This is a genomic window from Pseudoalteromonas sp. SG41-2, assembly GCF_014164535.1.
Lineage (GTDB): Bacteria > Pseudomonadota > Gammaproteobacteria > Enterobacterales > Alteromonadaceae > Pseudoalteromonas > Pseudoalteromonas rhizosphaerae.
This window is the reverse complement of record NZ_JACJFK010000016.1, coordinates 65,091-82,489: the sequence shown is the minus strand read 5'-3', so window position 1 is coordinate 82,489 and position 17,399 is coordinate 65,091. Positions and strand designations below refer to the sequence as shown.

At 40.0% G+C, this 17,399-nt stretch carries 12 protein-coding genes; 4 read left to right on the top strand and 8 right to left on the bottom strand.

Annotation, left to right across the window (positions count from 1 at the left end):
* Window positions 1–28: 28 nt before the first annotated feature.
* From H5186_RS13950 to H5186_RS13920, 7 genes are all read right to left on the bottom strand, one after another.
* On the bottom strand, window positions 29–853 hold the full coding sequence (locus H5186_RS13950) for a M90 family metallopeptidase (RefSeq protein ID WP_149982835.1): 825 nt from the start codon (window positions 851–853) through the stop codon (window positions 29–31).
* A gap of 141 nt (window positions 854–994) precedes the next feature.
* The gene (locus H5186_RS13945) at window positions 995–2,227 is read right to left on the bottom strand and encodes a M23 family metallopeptidase (RefSeq protein ID WP_182794596.1); all 1,233 of its coding nucleotides are present in this window, start codon (window positions 2,225–2,227) and stop codon (window positions 995–997) included.
* Window positions 2,228–2,663: 436 nt separating this feature from the next.
* Window positions 2,664–4,601, bottom strand: coding sequence for a hypothetical protein (locus H5186_RS13940; RefSeq protein WP_182794595.1), 1,938 nt, complete (start codon window positions 4,599–4,601; stop codon window positions 2,664–2,666).
* A gap of 318 nt (window positions 4,602–4,919) precedes the next feature.
* Complete coding sequence (locus H5186_RS13935; protein ID WP_182718434.1) at window positions 4,920–7,814, bottom strand: ligand-binding sensor domain-containing diguanylate cyclase; 2,895 nt, start codon at window positions 7,812–7,814, stop codon at window positions 4,920–4,922.
* Window positions 7,815–7,988: 174 nt separating this feature from the next.
* Complete coding sequence (locus tag H5186_RS13930; protein ID WP_182739940.1) at window positions 7,989–8,624, bottom strand: CatA-like O-acetyltransferase; 636 nt, start codon at window positions 8,622–8,624, stop codon at window positions 7,989–7,991.
* A gap of 93 nt (window positions 8,625–8,717) precedes the next feature.
* The gene (locus tag H5186_RS13925; RefSeq protein ID WP_182718436.1) at window positions 8,718–9,758 is read right to left on the bottom strand and encodes a Glu/Leu/Phe/Val dehydrogenase; all 1,041 of its coding nucleotides are present in this window, start codon (window positions 9,756–9,758) and stop codon (window positions 8,718–8,720) included.
* 401 nt (window positions 9,759–10,159) lie between these two features.
* Complete coding sequence (locus tag H5186_RS13920) at window positions 10,160–11,686, bottom strand: fumarate hydratase (protein WP_145241038.1); 1,527 nt, start codon at window positions 11,684–11,686, stop codon at window positions 10,160–10,162.
* A gap of 165 nt (window positions 11,687–11,851) precedes the next feature.
* Here H5186_RS13920 and pabB point away from each other — a divergent pair, with 165 nt between their 5' ends.
* From pabB to H5186_RS13905, 3 genes are all read left to right on the top strand, one after another.
* Complete coding sequence (pabB, locus tag H5186_RS13915; protein WP_182761285.1) at window positions 11,852–13,198, top strand: aminodeoxychorismate synthase component I; 1,347 nt, start codon at window positions 11,852–11,854, stop codon at window positions 13,196–13,198.
* Between the two features lie 5 nt (window positions 13,199–13,203).
* The gene (locus tag H5186_RS13910) at window positions 13,204–13,797 is read left to right on the top strand and encodes a CoA pyrophosphatase (RefSeq protein WP_310737087.1); all 594 of its coding nucleotides are present in this window, start codon (window positions 13,204–13,206) and stop codon (window positions 13,795–13,797) included.
* Window positions 13,798–13,896: 99 nt separating this feature from the next.
* The gene (locus tag H5186_RS13905; protein ID WP_145241045.1) at window positions 13,897–15,273 is read left to right on the top strand and encodes an L-serine ammonia-lyase; all 1,377 of its coding nucleotides are present in this window, start codon (window positions 13,897–13,899) and stop codon (window positions 15,271–15,273) included.
* A 59-nt stretch (window positions 15,274–15,332) separates the two neighbouring features.
* On the opposite strand, the gene cysB is transcribed toward H5186_RS13905, so the two are convergent.
* Window positions 15,333–16,310 carry an HTH-type transcriptional regulator CysB gene (cysB, locus tag H5186_RS13900; protein ID WP_145241047.1) on the bottom strand — a complete coding sequence of 326 codons (978 nt, stop codon included), beginning with the start codon at window positions 16,308–16,310 and terminating at the stop codon, window positions 15,333–15,335.
* Between the two features lie 317 nt (window positions 16,311–16,627).
* Here cysB and H5186_RS13895 point away from each other — a divergent pair, with 317 nt between their 5' ends.
* Complete coding sequence (locus H5186_RS13895) at window positions 16,628–17,386, top strand: hypothetical protein (protein WP_149982843.1); 759 nt, start codon at window positions 16,628–16,630, stop codon at window positions 17,384–17,386.
* Window positions 17,387–17,399 lie beyond the last annotated feature (13 nt).

Below are 17,399 nucleotides of genomic sequence, written 5' to 3'. Positions count from 1 at the left end.
TATCTGATAAAGCGTCGTTATTTGGCGGTTAATGCCATTTTATTGGATCAAACTGATAATAGCCGACCAATAAACTGTATATTTCAGGATCATAATGGCGCAGCTCACTGGGCTTTTCGAGAAAAGTTTCGGTGATCACGGCAAAAAATTCGGCTTCATTAGTTGCACCATAACTATGAATAACATGCGGCATATTATACGCAACATGAGTTTTTAACTGATTATAAGCGCGGCTAAAAACACGCCCCCACTGTTTATAATCTGCCTCTTTAGCTAATATAGGCGTGCCTGTGGTTTTACCTGTTTCTTGATCAAGTTGGTGAGCAAATTCATGAAACACTAAATTATGTCCGTCACTGGGTAAACGATTCCCTTCAAGCACATCGTGCCAGCTTAGAACTAAAGTCCCTCCAGGCCATGACTCGCCTTGACGAACAGTATTATGATAGCTTACTAATCCGGCACTATCACGAGATGTCTGCGGCGCGTAATAGGCACTTGGGTACAGCAAAATTTCTTTCACATTTTGATAAAGTGGCCATGGTTTATTAAGCACCAACACACATGCATCCGCAGCAATTATTAACTTCATACTCTCGTTTAGAATTAAACCATCACAACCAATAAAGCGTTTTTCATTTAGAAACCAGACAATATGACGCTCTAATTTTTCCCGATCAGCATCCGTCATTTTTTGATAGATAGGCATATACCGTAACAATAATGTTTTTTGCTTTTCATCTAAACGATAATCTTGATACTTTTTTTGCCACAAGCGGTTTTGAATAACCGGCCAACGCCAATAAACAACTACAAACGCAATCAGCGCAAATATTAATAATCCATTTACCATTACGAGGTCCTATCAACAGGTGTAGCTTATTAATATGTCCTGTGAGGATAAAATTCAATCATCTAGCCTAGCAACAGCTAAAAAACCGCCCATAACTATGTTAAAGGCGGTCAACTATATTATTACGTAAAATCAATTATATTAACGATATAAACGGTCCCATGCACAAGTACGGTAACCATTACGCTCAAAGTAGAAACGATTACAATTGTCATCGTAGTTGCTATTGCCGACATCAATACGATGACCACTAATATATTGATTATGTAATGACACCTGCTGGCCGTTATACAACAAAGTAAAATGCACGTGAGGACCTGATGATTGTCCCCCTTCACATAGTGCTTGGTTATAATTGTTCGCATAACGACCGAGCCATGCACCTGGCTGCACAAAATCACCGCTACTATACTGCAGATTAGACATATGATAATAGTTGGTTGAATATCCACTCGAATGCGTTACGCGGATATTACATGACGAAAAACGTGTGATAGTACCGCCATGCGCCGCTTGAACATATGGTGTATTTGCGCCCCAACCACCAGAGCCATCATTAAAATCAAGCGATGAATATGGATAACCAGAGCCAGTATTAGAGTGAGCCCCACCGCTGTACCAATAATAACCTGATGACCATGGTAAGTTCATTGAAAAACTAGCCGCGGCAAACTGCTGATTGCTACTTTGTAGTGCACTTTTAGAGGATCTTTGTAACTGAGCGCGACTATCAGGGAATAGAAGCTCAAACGTCGCTAAAAAGCCGGTTAGATCGCTCTTAGCGTAATTAACATTATCTTTGCTTAATACTTGTTTTTTAAGAACACTGACCAATGCTACTGTCGCTGCAGTACTGCTGTTGGTATTGACTCTATTGGTGATTTCCTCGCCCGCATACTTTGATGTTTCCGGGGTGGCTTGGCTATCTTGCCACTGTTTATATGCATAAAAACGTTGACTTAACATCATTACCACATCTTCTAGCTGGGCATCAAAACCGTGTTCGTCCGATAAACCTGCAAAAGCATTATTAATATCTGCGTCAGGATCAGAAAGTAAGCCACTTTGCAGCTCAATCAACGCTAAGATAACTTTAGGGTTGATACTTGTATAACCTGCCCAGTGCAAAACACGCTCTTTTTTATCTTCCAGTACAGGCGCATGCAGTGCAAAGAAATTATCCCAATCTTCACGCAACAAGTCATTATTGAACACAAACTGAGTATCGTCCACAGCCACCAAGGAGGTTAACTTAAGTGACTCAATGGACTGTGCAGTAAAGTTAAAATCATTATGCTTATGGCCTTGTGCAAACAACGCTGGCGACACACCTAAAACACCTGCTAAAGCTACATATATCATCTTACTTTTCATCTTTTGTTCCTTCTGTTCACATCAAAAAGACCCCAAAGTGGGAACAAAAGGTATAGCATCAAATTCAACTAAATGTTAATAAAATGTTTTAATATATGTATTAGTATATATTATATACTCGAAAAGCAATGGCCTGTAGCGTGTTTATCTACCAAAAAAACATACACCCATATTGTCAACAAACCAAGCTTCTAGGCGATTTAAATATATAACCTCAAAATTGAATTTGGGATCATCTTAATTATCAATACACAAGTCCATCGTATAGCACTCTTTGTTAATGACACTTACGAGTTTATCTGACCCCAGAATAGTCAATATCTAATAACAGGAAATATATCTGTCGAATACATTATTAACTCAGTGAGACCCCCCTTTTAAGGAAGATAAAAAAGGGAGAGAGTACAAAACTCCCCCCCGTAGAAACAGCTAACCTTTAAAGCACAGGTAAGGTAATTTTGCCTGTAACAATTTCAGAACTGCCTTTTACAGCATACTCATAACCAAAAGTAACATTATTTTTACTGCTTAATTGATTGTCATCAAGATTTTCTATTTGATAAGTATTATTTGATAACTTATACCACTGACGATCAGGAAGGCTTGTGTAGAAATCAACAGAGTAGTCATCAATTAAAATAGTTTCATTAACAGCAACTGAAACTGTATTAATCTCGCTAATATTTATGTTGCCATCAGATACAATTGTGCTCTCAATTAGTGCAGGATTTACTTTTCCATTGGCTGTATAGCCTAGCAAATTAACTTTAAAATGACTTAAGGTTGCTATTGATGCTGGTAAGTAAAGACTACCATTGTTTGATTTACGCTTAAAACCAACATCTTCATTAGCTGTATTCTTAAGTACTATAGTTTTGCCGTCAGTTAATCCGTTATTATTATCCCAACGCAATTGATTGATATCAAAAGGAGATTGATCTGCAATACGAAATGAGCTTGCGGCTGAGATATTCACGACTTCACCTGTAGACTTCACACTGACTTTTTCAATGTTATACTCATAATGGCCGCCGACAAGAGGAGCGGCTGGTGACAGAGTAACAAATGTATCGTTATATTTAAGCGATGAGGTAAAAGGAACAGAAACGTCATTAAACGAAATTTGCGTTACGCCTTGTGCAATAAAATCGTTTTCATCATCAGTACCTTTAACAACCGTTATTTGACGTTTCTTAATTAATGACGCAGCACTATCAACTAACTCAATAGGCGCTTCCATAAACATATAGAAGTTTTGAGATGTTTCATCTGCTATGGCACTAACAACTCGCGGCCTAGAGGAAAACGACGATACTCTTGGCTTTATTACTAGTGATAAAACACCATCGTCTAGTTCATAAAAACGATTTAAATTATTAAAGCTTGAGTTAGTAACTGACACCCCACCATTTGTAGCATAAAGATTTACTTCACCTGTATCATAGCGATTACCTGAACTATCTACGAAACTAGGTAAAAGTAGTTTCATCTTTGAACTACCATTATATTCAAAAATATACTCTTTACTATCAGCATCGAAAGTTGCTGGCGTTCCTTTAGTAAGATTTTTTAATGAAACAAAGTTCAAATTATCAAATGTATTACCAAGTTCATTAATTACTGAAACACGGACTTCAAACTTTGCGTTTTCAGCTGTTTTAGAAACATACAAAGTATTTCCGTTGGTTAACTCGCTTATATTAATTTGGCTAATACTGTCTGACTGATTGTTATAACTAAAATCATCAACAGCATCATTGTCAACATCAAGGTCCATTAATAGCAGATCAGTAAAACCGGCTACTTTAGCAATAGAGTACATACCAGTATCTGCATTATAGGTAGAACGAATAAAATGTTCATTACGATTCGAAAATTCATTGTACATATTAAATGCAGTGGAAATACTGTAACTAAATTCAAGCCCTGCTACAGGTGTATTTTCACCATTAAGCAGTACTTCAAACTGCACAGTTTCAGCACTTGAAACTTCTAAACTTCCCAATTGAGCTATACCGTAATTCGTTTTACCGTAAAAAGCACGCTCCTGAAAAGAACCATCAGCACTGGAGACAAGCAGAACAAAGTCAGAGTTTTTTGGAAGCTCATTTAATTCAAATAAACCGTTTGAAACAGCGACAGGCTCGCTCCAGTCATTACCAATTTTAATTGATACTTGGGCATTATTAACAGACTCACCTGTTAATAAGTGTTTAACTGATCCAGTTAAAGTTACACTTTTTAGCTCAGCTTGAGCATCAGTATTATTTTCAATAGCAGCTACGATATCGTCATTATTATCTTCAACTTCTAGGCAACCAGAAAGGAAAAAACTAGATGAAATAGCAAGTGCAATAGCAGATTTTCTTAACATTTAAACTCCATGTATTTATTATTTTTACCCAGATTGGGCTCATGTGAAGTATACCGAAGTACTTGCTTATAACGCAACAATACAATCCCAAATCAGGGGCTTAAGTATCTGAACATAAGATGAATTGTCTATTTATCCCCCACAACCAACTGGATTGTTTGTTTTTATAGCAATTAATGTATAAAATCGACTGTCCATTTAATATAGAAAATAACATTAGCAATAAGTAAAGTTAAAGTATTCATAGTAAGTAATTTAACTACGAAGGATAACAGTCAAAGAATTTTTTAATAACCTTTTCACTTCACATTTTAATCTTTATATTTTATTTATTTCGACTCGATTTCGCCCATTACTTTTTGCTTGATAAAGCGCTTGGTCAGCTTGCGCCAGTAACCTGTCATAGTCATTAACTGCCAATGAATCTGCGACTCCAAAACTAACCGTTACCGATAACCCGCTAGCTATGTTTGAAAAATCGTAGTTTGCAATTTGCACACGTAATTCTTCACATAATTGAGCGGCTTGTTGCGCGGTTTTATGAGGGAATAGTAATGTAAATTCTTCACCTCCCCAGCGAGCAACTTGACTATCATCACTCTCATTGAGCTCTCCTAGTATATGAGCAACTACGCAAATTACACGGTCGCCAACAATATGTGACCACCCGTCATTAATTCGCTTAAAATGGTCAATATCCATAATCGCAATAGCCAGAGGTGAATCATGTTGCTTAAAGTCAGCAAAATTATCCGCGAGCCAACAATCAAAGGCACGACGATTTGGCAAATCAGTTAGTTGATCATGGGTTGCTTGATGAGCAAAGGCATCTGTTTGTTGTTGTAGATCATTAGTTTGTTGCTCAACCCGCTTGATCAGCTCGATTTCTATTTTTTTATAATGATAAAGTCGGTATCTATAAAGCCCGTAGACCAATGCTAATAAACCGATAAAAACCATGATCTTAAAAGTAGTTTTTTGCCAGAAATATGACTGGATCACAAACGTTAAGGTTTTATCATTATCTTGCCATTGCCCATTAGGGTAGCCAGAACGTACTTTGAACGTGTACTTGCCCGGTGGTAAGTTAGTATATTCTGTAATACTGAGTTGATTACGGTTAACCCACACATTGTTATAGCCAGCCAATTGGGTCTGATAATTCAATCGATGGGGCATAATAAAACTTAAGCCCGCATAATGAAAAGAGAGCCGCGAAACACCCAGCGGTAAAATGATTTCCTCATCTTGCTGCACTAAGGGGGTCATTTTGCCATCTACATACATGGCCTCAATAATTGTCGGTAATGTCTTCTTAGTAGCTTGCTTTAATCGTTCAGGGACGATAGTACTTGCCCCTTGCGCTGTAGCAATCCAAATACTGCCATCTTTATGCAACACCGCAGCAGGATTAGACCCGCCATTAGCCTGGGCGCTAAGCATGCCGTCTCCTTCATCATATAGCTGATACTGGATTGGCAACGCATTATTTTGTGCTAACTGGGCGAGTCGCTGTTTGACTTGCTGTTGATTAACTTGGATCACACCGCGATTACTAGATAACCAAAACGAATCTCCCTGTGCCACAACTTGAAACAACTTATCAACTGGCAAGCCTTGTTCACGCCCAAGAATACTCATCTCTCCGGTTGGGATATGACACCGGACAAGACCACGGTCTGTCGCCATCCAGATATATTCAGACTCAGCATAAAAACCAAAAGCATATGCAGCATCAAAATGGGCTGGAAATACTTTAGCCGTAAACTTTTCTAAACTTGGGCTAAAAAATGCGACCCCAACGCCGGTTCCAATCCATACATTGCCATAATTGTCTTCGCTAAGGGCTATAATAAAATCACCAGGTAAACCATCTACACTTGAAAACTGCTTCAGTGATCCATCCACATCTATTCGTGTCAATCCTGCTGCGGTTCCTACCCATAAGCGCCCTGCACTATCAAATAATAACGCCCTGACCTCATTGCTGGCTAAGCCATTTTTACGATCTAGAACAGGATAAGCTTTACCATTGATAATCCTCATCAAACCTGAGGTATAAGTCCCTAGCCAAATATGTCCTTGCGCATCCTCAGCTAAACTTAAAACCGATAACGAATCATTCCCATAAGCAGCAGGGAATGTGTTTACTTTATTATCTTCAATACGGTTTAAACCTAGGCTGCCGCCTACCCATAAGCTACCATCTGAATGGGACAGCACGGTGCGAACATAGTCCCCTGTTAAACCGCGTTTTGTGGTCCAAGTTGAAAAAGCAGCTTCACGCAATCGGTACAAACCGCCATTTGTGCCAACCCAAATACTATTTTCACGATCTTGTAATAGCGATAAAATCCGATTGGCTGGTAAACCAGCGTCAGCATCAAGTTGTTCAAGTCCTAACGGGCTTAATCGAAACACCCCTTTATTGATCGTACCAAACCAAAGATCATCATGATCATCTTGTAAAATACTTGAGATAGCCTCATCTTTAAGCTGAGCATGAATACTGACAAAACGGTTGTTCACCTGCTTCCATGCGCCTTGTTCACTGCCTACAATGAGTTCACCTTGGCGGGTCAAATACAAGGTGTATATTGGACTTTGTGGTAAACCTGAATCGGGAGTAATTAATCGCGCTGTTTTATTATTAATTTGATACAAGCCTTTGCTGGTTGCAGCCCAAATCATACCGGCTTTGTCTTCTATTAGGCGATAAGCACTGAAGTTTTCTAAAATCGCCGTGTCCGGCGCACTATCAAACTCTCGATATACAACACCTTGGCCCTCAAGAGCTAACCAAGTTTCATCGGAAGGTGTTTTTAATACATGATTTACCATCGCAGTGGCATTAGGCTTAGCGTGCCATTGCCCTTGATATAAATGACTGATCCCACCTCGGGCACCCACGATATATAAACCGCCATCAGCTTGTGGGGCTAAACTACGTAAACCAGAATCTGGTAAACCAGTTATTTCCGTGCGTGTAAATAGTTTAAACTCACGGCCATTAAATCGGGCTAATCCTTCCCATGTGGCAATCCATATATAGCCATCATTTGTTTGCACCACACTATTGATACTATTGTGAGGCAAACCAGAACGGGTATTCCAAGTTTCGGCAAAGTAGTCATTAAGAGGTAAACGGGTTTGCTCAGCAGCAAAGCTGCTAAAAACAACAAAAAAGAAAAAGCAAAGACCTAAACGAATCATTATACTAAACGCCTTCGTAATTATGGCGAGCTAACAACTTAGCATTAACGCAAATTAAATAGATAATGATTTACTAGTAGTTAATTATCATTATATTTTTTGTATAGGAATTATACTAACATAGTCTGAGTTTTATTTTCATTAACTAAATAACACAATTCGTTTACGACTACGCTAAGCACACAGAGCGTCTATGCTTTGCTGCAGCTGGTCAATAAACTTCGCTACATGTAAACCATCCATCAATGCATGGTGCACATCTATTGAGATAGGCAATGTCCCCTTTTGCGCATCAAACTGTCCAAACACTAATTTAGGAATGCCGAAATGATTACCTTGTGTATGTGCGTGAGAGAAGCTTGTAAAGTTCAACCACGGTAAAACCGAAATATGGATCAAATCAGTCTGACCTTCGGTTTGCGCAAAAGCAGTTGAGAATAATGGCTGTTGCTTTGCAGCTAAGCTAACTTTATTTGCATGCACTTGAAAGTCGTTAAACGTAGCTTGTTGTGAAAAATAGCTAAACCTAAAGGTATCATCATCAGCAAGCTCTACAACACTGGCACGTTGAGCAGCTAGTTGCCAAGGTACACCGTCAATGATCCTCAGTAACATTGGTTGATAAGCATTGCTTGCCTGCAATGTCGCATAGATATAGGCATGAAAAAAAGAGCATTGCTGTGATTTACAATACTGATACAGCGCCCCCATATCTAATTGTACACATACATTAAAATAAGGTTGCGTAAACTCTTTAAACAGTGAGAAATGTTGTTGGCGTGGCCATGTGGCTAAATCGATGGGCGTCATATCTTTAGAAAACTATACAAGTCAGGATGACCGTATCGTGAGGGATTTACTGAATAATGTAAAGGCGTGCAATTGCACGCCTAAACGCGTTTATTATAAACCGTTTTCGATTATCTCTTGTGCGAGTTCGTCTGCGATCAAATGCGTTGATTTTTGCTCTTTCTCACTTCGCGAAAAAATTTCAGTTAAGGTTTTGAAAATCCCCTCAACATGTTTATTTGATGCCTCAGCACTGTAACCTTCTGGCGCTGTTTCATAATAAACATTAATAATACCACCTGCGTTAATCACATAATCTGGTGCGTATAAAATACCTTTTTCACGAATGATCTCACCGTGGCGAGACTCGGCTAATTGGTTATTTGCACAACCAGCAATAATTGTCGCTTTAATGCGTGGAATAGTCGCATCATTTACTGTTGCACCAAGTGCACACGGTGCATATACATCGACATCAAGGTCGTATATTTCATCAATGCCTACAGCAGTCGCAGTAAAATCATTCACGACTCGATCAATTGCCACTTGGTTGATATCAGTTACAAACAAGGTCGCACCCGCGTCATGCAAATGTTTACATAAGCCATAAGCAACAGCGCCTAAGCCTTGTACTGCCACTTTAATGCCACTCAAGTCTTGGTGACCACGTTGATGTTGTAACGCCGCTTTAATTCCTAAAAATGTGCCATACGCTGTAAATGGTGATGGGTTACCACTTTTACCTTCAAGGCCTAATACATAGTTAGTTTCTTTATTCATAATAGCCACATCATCACAGGTGATGTTTACATCTTCAGCAGAATAGTAACTACCATTTAAGCGCTCTAATTGGCGACCAAATGCACGGAATAACTGTTCAGACTTAATTTCTTTGGCATTACCAATGATCACAGATTTACCACCACCAAATGGTAAACGTGCTACCGCATTTTTGTAGGTCATACCCTTTGATAAACGAAGCGCATCGACAACAGCGTCGTCATCACTTGCGTAATCCCACATTCTGCAACCACCAACAGCAGGACCTAAATTAGTATTATGAACGGCAATAATTGCACGAAGGCCTGATTCTTTATCTGAACAAAAAACCACTTGTTCGTGGTTATCAAAATCAACTCGATTGAACACAGCCACTTTATCTTACTCCGAAATTTGTAACCCGTGAGAGGGTATGCACGCTGAAATTGCCGAGACTCTACCACTTCATATTACAGCTTGCCACTATATGAGATGATAAAACCTATCAATATCAGGCGCTGTAATAAATAAGCTAATTTATCGCAATTTTAAACATTTTAAATTCAAAAAAAGTTACTTTTTAGAATAGCTAATTAACTTAACTAAAAATATAGCATGATAACGTTTACGTGAACGTCAATTTGAATATTATTGTAAAGTTTAAATTACAAGGCAATAAACAGCAACAAGAGAGTAATGATGGGTGTTTGCGGGAGATTAGGTGGTTTACATCCAACTGGTCAGAGCTGATAAGCGGTATCTGAGAAGACTCAAATACCGCATAATAAAGCGAATACTTATTTTAACTTAGCGTCTAACTCTGCAATTTTAGCTTTCCAAATTGCTGGGCCTTGGGTATGCGCATTTGCGCCTTCACTATCCACTGCGACAGTGACTGGCATATCTTCTACTTCAAATTCATAGATAGCTTCCATACCTAAATCTTCAAATGCCACTACACGGGCTTTTTTGATTGCTTTAGATACTAAGTAAGCTGCTCCACCTACGGCCATCAAATACACAGATTTATTGTTTTTGATAGACTCAACTGTTGCAGGGCCACGTTCCGCTTTACCAATCATGCCAATTATGCCAGTTTTTTCTAGCATCATGTCAGTGAATTTATCCATCCGAGTTGCTGTTGTAGGACCTGCAGGGCCCACTGCTTCATCACGTACCGCGTCAACTGGGCCAACGTAGTAAATAAACTTATTGTCAAAATCAACACCTGCTGGTAACCCTTCACCAGAATTGATCATATCTTGCAGACGTTTATGCGCTGCATCACGACCAGTTAATATAGTCCCTGACAGTAATACTGTTTCGCCCATTTTCCATTCATGCGTATCTTCTTTAGTTAGCGTATTTAAGTCAACACGACGCGTACCCTCACCCACTTCAAATGTGACTTCTGGCCAATCTTCAAGTTTTGGCGCTTTTAAGTTTGCAGGACCTGAACCATCTAATGTGAAATGTACATGGCGAGTCGCCGCACAATTTGGGATCATAACCACAGGTTTTGAGGCCGCATGAGTCGGTGCGGTTTTTATTTTCACATCAACCACTGTTGTTAAACCGCCAAGGCCTTGTGCGCCAATACCGAGCTTATTTGCGCGCTCAAATATTTCTAAACGAAGTTTCTCTTCGGTGGTTTCTGCGCCACGTTCCATAAGCTCATGGATATCAACTGGATCCATAAGTGATTCTTTTGCCATTACTGCGGCTTTTTCTGCCGTTCCACCAATACCTATACCTAGCATGCCTGGTGGACACCAACCAGCGCCCATGGTCGGCAAGGTCTTTTCGACCCATTCAGCCACATCATCAGATGGATTTAGCATCACCATTTTACTTTTATTTTCAGAGCCGCCGCCTTTTGCTGCCACCATAACTTCAACATTGCCGCCTGCCACTAAATCAATGTGCACGACCGAAGGCGTATTATCTTTGGTGTTTTTACGGCTACCTGCAGGATCTGCAACAATAGATGCACGCAATGGATTATCTGGATTCAAATAAGCACGACGCGTCCCTTCGTCAACCATTTGCTGTACGGTTAAATCTGTTTTGTCCCACTTAACATCCATACCTACTTTCACAAAACAGGTAATAATACCTGTGTCTTGGCACAAAGGACGTTTGCCTTCTGCCGACATCCGCGAGTTAATTAAAATCTGCGCAATGGCATCTTTTGCCGCTTTACTTTGTTCTTTGTTATAGGCTTTTTCGAGCGCTTGAACAAAATCAAGTGGATGATAAAACGAAATATACTGCAATGCATCTTCAATGCTATCAATAAAGTCTTGCTGACGAATTGTACTCATAGGGGTTCCTTAAATTACCTTTACGTGAGAACACGTAAACTAGGCCAAACCAGTGACGGTGGTTTGTACAGCGCTTAGGCAACGTCACTAAACGCTGCCAAAAAATTATAACTTATGATACCCTCCTAGCCCGTTTCGAGCCAGTTCTTCAGGGTAAAAAAATAGATGATAAAGCAACAAAAAACCTGTATTCAATTAGACATTTCGCTCAACTGCCTAGAGGTTTTCGCCTATTTTGCCCATTTACCTTATGCCGTGCTGCTGGATTCAGCCAACAGCGACCATATAAATAGTCGTTACGATCTGATTGCTATTGCACCAAAAATGCGCCTCGAAGTTAAAAATAACCACACGTTTATTGATGACAAGGCAACTGAACAAGATTGTTTTAGCATTATTAAAGCACAGCTAAATACTCTAGATAGCAGTAAAACTCAGCCTAACCTACCTTTTAGTGGCGGCTGGCTCGGGTATTTTGGTTACGACCTTGGCCGAGTCATTGAAAAACTTCCCAGCCAAGCTATCGATGATATCGATATGCCACAACTAGCTATTGGTCTCTATCTGGATGCACTTATCTATGATAAAAAGCTGCACAGTTGGTTTTATGTCGCACAGCCTGATGTTGATAGATCAGCAATGTATCTACAGGAGTTAGCTCACGCCTCTCCAATTACCTCGCCATTTGAAATCACCCGAGGCTGGTCATCAAATATGAGCCGCGCACAATACAGCGCTAAGTTTGCAAGAATTCAGGGATATTTAAAAAGTGGCGATTGTTATCAAATAAACTTAGCACAGCGTTTTACAGCGCAGTATCAAGGCTCACCGTGGCATGCTTATTGTACTTTGCGCGAAGCTAACAAAGCACCATTTTCAAGTTTTATTAATCATCCTGATGGCGCTATTTTATCTATTTCTCCTGAGCGCTTTATTGCCATTAATGATAATCAGGTTGAAACCAAGCCAATCAAAGGAACGCTGCCACGGTGTCTTGATAAAAAAGAAGATGCGTTACAAGCAACTCGATTACAAAATTCAGCGAAAGATCGCGCTGAGAATGTGATGATTGTTGATTTACTGCGCAACGACTTAGGTAAAGTTGCCAAACCTGGTACCGTGCAAGTCCCGTCACTCTTTGCGATTGAAAGTTTTCCTGCAGTACACCACTTAGTCAGTACCGTGACAGCGCAGTTAGCTGACGATAAAACTGCGGTTGATCAGTTGTATGCTGCTTTTCCGGGAGGGTCAATAACCGGTGCACCCAAAATTCGTGCGATGGAAATCATTGAAGAATTAGAACCGCATCGGCGCAGTATTTACTGTGGTTCAATCGGTTATTTAAGCGCTTGTGGCAATATGGATACCAGTATTACCATCCGAACTTTAGTGTGTCACAAACAACATATTTATTGTTGGGCTGGCGGCGGCATTGTTGCTGATTCACAAGTGGATTTGGAATACCAAGAAACTTACGATAAAGTAAATAAAATCTTACCTTTATTGAAGTAACCTGTGTGAATAGCAAACAGCTTATGGCTCGTTTTCAGCTAACTGCGCCTGCCAATGAGTATATACAGCCAGCTGATAAGAGACATTTTAAACAACGTCCCCAACGAGCCAGTGCCGTTATGTTACCACTGATTGATATAGATAACAGCGCGCACATATTACTATGCAAACGCCCGATGTTCTTAAATCACCACCCTGGGGAAATTTGCTTACCCGGTGGTAAGCATGAGTTGAGCGATGCAAACTTACGCCATACTGCACTGCGTGAACTTAGTGAAGAGCTAAATATCGCCCCATCAAATGTCACTGTCATCGGTCAATTAAGCGATTATTCTACTCTTACCGGCTTTACGATTACACCGTTTGTTGGTGTATTAGCCCCAGATACACATTGGCATGCAGACCAAAATGAAGTGGCCGCCAGTTTTTTGCTGCCCGTCAGCGCACTCGCTGATGTAAACAATTGGCAACCCTTACCTTTTCATCGCTTTGGCAAAACGATTACTTTACAAGGTTTTTCAACTCCTTACGGACTACTTTGGGGAGCTACTGCTAGCATTATTAAAAACTTTACAAAACAGCTTGCCATACCAGTATAAATCTCAATTGCAAAGGGTTACAAGGGTACAATTACGCGTTATTATGTGCGACCGTTCAAAGGCAGCAATCGTGCTGAGTAAAAGTAGAGTAAAGTTATTATGATCAGTGCATTCGATATGTTTAGTATTGGCATTGGCCCGTCATCATCACACACCGTCGGCCCAATGCGCGCATCGCGTTTATTTGTTAACGAACTACAACAACAAAACTTGTTAACCGATGTCACCAGCATTAAAGTTGAGCTATATGGCTCATTGGGACAAACAGGTATCGGCCATGGTTCAGGCAAAGCAGTTATCCTCGGACTTGCGGGTTATGATCCGGAAACCATTGATGCCGATTTAGTAGACGATATTCTCGCTAAAATTGAAAATGAACAAGTGATCCACTTAAATCAAGTGCATCAAGCAAAGTTTCCAAAACAAGGAGCGATTGTATTCCACCGTCGTAAAACTTTGCCAAAACACTCAAATGCAATGGAGATCATTGCTTTTAAAGGCGACGAAAAACTCCATAGTAAAGTTTACTATTCAATTGGTGGCGGTTTTATTGTTACCGATGAAGAATTTGAAAACGAAAAACAAGCTGCGCTCACTGTCCGTGAAGAAAATCCAGCCCCCTTTCCATTTGGCAGTGCCAAAGAATTATTAGAAATGTGTAAGGAGTCAGGCTATAGCGTATCAAGCTTGATGATGAAAAATGAAAAAACCTTACGCACAGAAGATGAAATAAAAGATGAACTATTCAATATTTGGCAAGTAATGAAAGCCTGTATTGAACGCGGTATGCGCACCGAAGGAATTTTACCTGGTGGTTTGAAAGTTAAACGTCGCGCCCCTAGCCTGTACTTAAAGCTCAATATTGAAGTCAGCAATGACCCCCTACGCGCAATGGACTGGGTGGATTTGTTTGCCCTTGCTGTTAATGAAGAAAACGCTGCAGGTGGCCGTGTAGTTACAGCCCCAACTAATGGCGCAGCAGGTATTTTACCTGCGGTATTAATGTACTACCACACATTCATTAAAGAAATAGACCGCGATATTGCAACTCGTTATTTATTAACTGCCGCTGCAATTGGCATCCTGTATAAAAAGAATGCCTCAATTTCAGGTGCTGAAGTTGGTTGCCAAGGCGAAGTTGGCGTCGCATGTTCAATGGCTGCTGGTGCACTGACTGAAATTGTCGGTGGCAGTGTATTACAAGTAGAAAATGCCGCTGAAATTGGCATGGAGCATAACTTAGGGTTAACCTGCGACCCTGTCGGTGGATTAGTACAAGTGCCGTGTATTGAACGTAATGCGATGGGAGCTATCAAAGCAATTAATGCATCGCGTTTGGCTATTCGTGGCAGTGGCGAGCAAAAAGTATCATTGGATAAAGTTATTAAAACCATGCTTGATACTGGTAACGATATGAAAACTAAATATAAAGAAACCGCTCGCGGTGGCTTAGCTGTAAATATAATTGAGTGTTAAGTTTTATAGTCATTAAAAAAGCCGCAATATGCGGCTTTTTTGTTTTCAAAAGATTAAAGTCACTTAACCGGTAACTCTATATCTTCAAACAGCTTATCTACGTCATCTTGATTACGTAGTAAACTCGCTCGCTCAACCCGCTCTTTGGTCAAATGTGGTGCAAAACGCTCTATAAAATCATACATATACGTACGTAAAAAGCTGCCTTTTCTAAAGCCAATTTTAGTGGTGCTGGCTTCAAATAAATGGCTTGCATCAATACACACTAAATCGGTATCTGCAATTTGATCAATCGCCATTGATGCTACAACACCCACACCTAAACCTAAGCGTACATAGGTTTTAATCACATCGGCGTCAGTTGCTGTAAATACAATGTGTGGTTCAAGTCCCTGCGCATTAAATGCTTTATCAAGTTCTGAACGGCCAGTAAAACCAAATACATAAGTAATAAGTGGATACTGGGCAATATCGGCAACGGTCAGCGACTCTGCTTTTTTAGCTAGTGGATGGTCTTTTGCCACCACAATACTGCGATTCCAGTGATAGCAAGGTAACATTACTAAATCAGAGTATAAATGCAGTGCTTCAGTGGCAATTGCAAAATCAGCATCGCCTCGAGCAGCAGCATCAGAAATTTGCTGCGGCGTACCTTGGTGCATGTGCAATGACACCGCAGGGTACTTTTTCATAAATCCTTGGATCACACTTGGCAGTGCATACCGTGCTTGGGTATGTGTGGTGGCAATATTCAACTTACCTTGATCAGGTAATGTATGCTCATTTGCAACCGCCTTAATACCCTCTACTTTAGAAAGGATCTCACGGGAAATATTAATTATTTCAGTGCCCGCGCTGGTAACGTGGGTTAAGTGTTTTCCACTTCGCCCAAAAATCTGCACGCCCAACTCATCTTCCAACATACGTACTTGCTTAGAAATACCTGGCTGTGAGGTAAACAAACTTTCAGCGGTTGCTGAAACATTAAGTTTATGATTTTGGACTTCGACGATGTATCTGAGTTGTTGTAATTTCATGGCTGCATTTTTTAGTGTAGTTATACTGCTTATTTATAAATGCTACATCGCGTCAAGCCAAGTTTTTTCTGATTAACAATAGAAAAAGGCTGTCTGGAATCGTATTTATAAGGTTATTTGCTTAGGCTAGCATAATCCCTCGTCTTGAGGTAGCCATCTTTTGAGCTGACGCGCAAAATGAAAAAATATCATACGCAGATAGTAATAAATGATGAGAAAGTGAATTCTTTTTTACATAAGCCGCGCAAAACTATCCCGTTAGCATATATTTAATGTAAGATTAAAATTATTAGCTTGTGAAATTTGAGACCTAAACCATGATCGTTTCTATTATTATTATGTTGATTGTTGCACTGATTGTCATTGCCCTCTGGGTCAGTGCGGTACAACAGCATAAAGAGAAACAAGAAACAGAACGCCGTAAAGACTTAACCAAACAAAAAAAAATCATTGAAGAATCAGAAGATGTTCTAGTAAATAGCGCCAACATACCTATGTCAGAACATATTTTACGTATTCTGCAACGGCGTATTCATGATGCGTTAGCAGCAATGGTGCAGCTATCTCCTAATTCAAAAGAGTTAAAGAATCGCTTAAAAGAAGCCAATGAACGTTTAGGGAACTCAATCGACACCGCTAACTCAGAAAACTTAGTGTTACCCGATAACGACAAGCAATTAATAGCACTTATTCAAGGTATCAAGAAAGTACGTGCAGTGCTTCGCTCAGAGCATGGTAAAGGAAAAGTAGACAGCCAAATTTTTATTGCTGAAGACAAGCGCTTAGAAAAGCTCCAATTACGAATTAATATTGAAAGCCAGATTAAACGAGGTATCTCAGCGCGCTCTGCGAATATGGTCGGTTCTGCACGCCAATACTTTGAAAAAGCGTACGCAACTGTATCAGCAGTAGCTTATAGCGACGATTATATAACTACAAAACGCCAAGAACTCGAAGGTTATTTAGAAGCAATAAGCACCGACCTTAAAGCCTCCAATGCAACTGCACTGAAGAAAAAAGCAGAGCAAGAACAAGATGATTTAGACGTGCTTTTTGCACCAAAGAAAAAGTGGTAAACCACTTTTTCTT

Coding starts and splice junctions, on each gene's coding strand:
- H5186_RS13950 (WP_149982835.1), bottom strand. CDS start 853: ATGGTAAATGGATTATTAATATTTGCGCTGATTGCGTTTGTAGTTGTT.
- H5186_RS13945 (WP_182794596.1), bottom strand. CDS start 2,227: ATGAAAAGTAAGATGATATATGTAGCTTTAGCAGGTGTTTTAGGTGTG.
- H5186_RS13940 (WP_182794595.1), bottom strand. CDS start 4,601: ATGTTAAGAAAATCTGCTATTGCACTTGCTATTTCATCTAGTTTTTTC.
- H5186_RS13935 (WP_182718434.1), bottom strand. CDS start 7,814: ATGATTCGTTTAGGTCTTTGCTTTTTCTTTTTTGTTGTTTTTAGCAGC.
- H5186_RS13930 (WP_182739940.1), bottom strand. CDS start 8,624: ATGACGCCCATCGATTTAGCCACATGGCCACGCCAACAACATTTCTCA.
- H5186_RS13920 (WP_145241038.1), bottom strand. CDS start 11,686: ATGAGTACAATTCGTCAGCAAGACTTTATTGATAGCATTGAAGATGCA.
- pabB (WP_182761285.1), top strand. CDS start 11,852: ATGATAAAGCAACAAAAAACCTGTATTCAATTAGACATTTCGCTCAAC.
- H5186_RS13905 (WP_145241045.1), top strand. CDS start 13,897: ATGATCAGTGCATTCGATATGTTTAGTATTGGCATTGGCCCGTCATCA.
- cysB (WP_145241047.1), bottom strand. CDS start 16,310: ATGAAATTACAACAACTCAGATACATCGTCGAAGTCCAAAATCATAAA.
- H5186_RS13895 (WP_149982843.1), top strand. CDS start 16,628: ATGATCGTTTCTATTATTATTATGTTGATTGTTGCACTGATTGTCATT.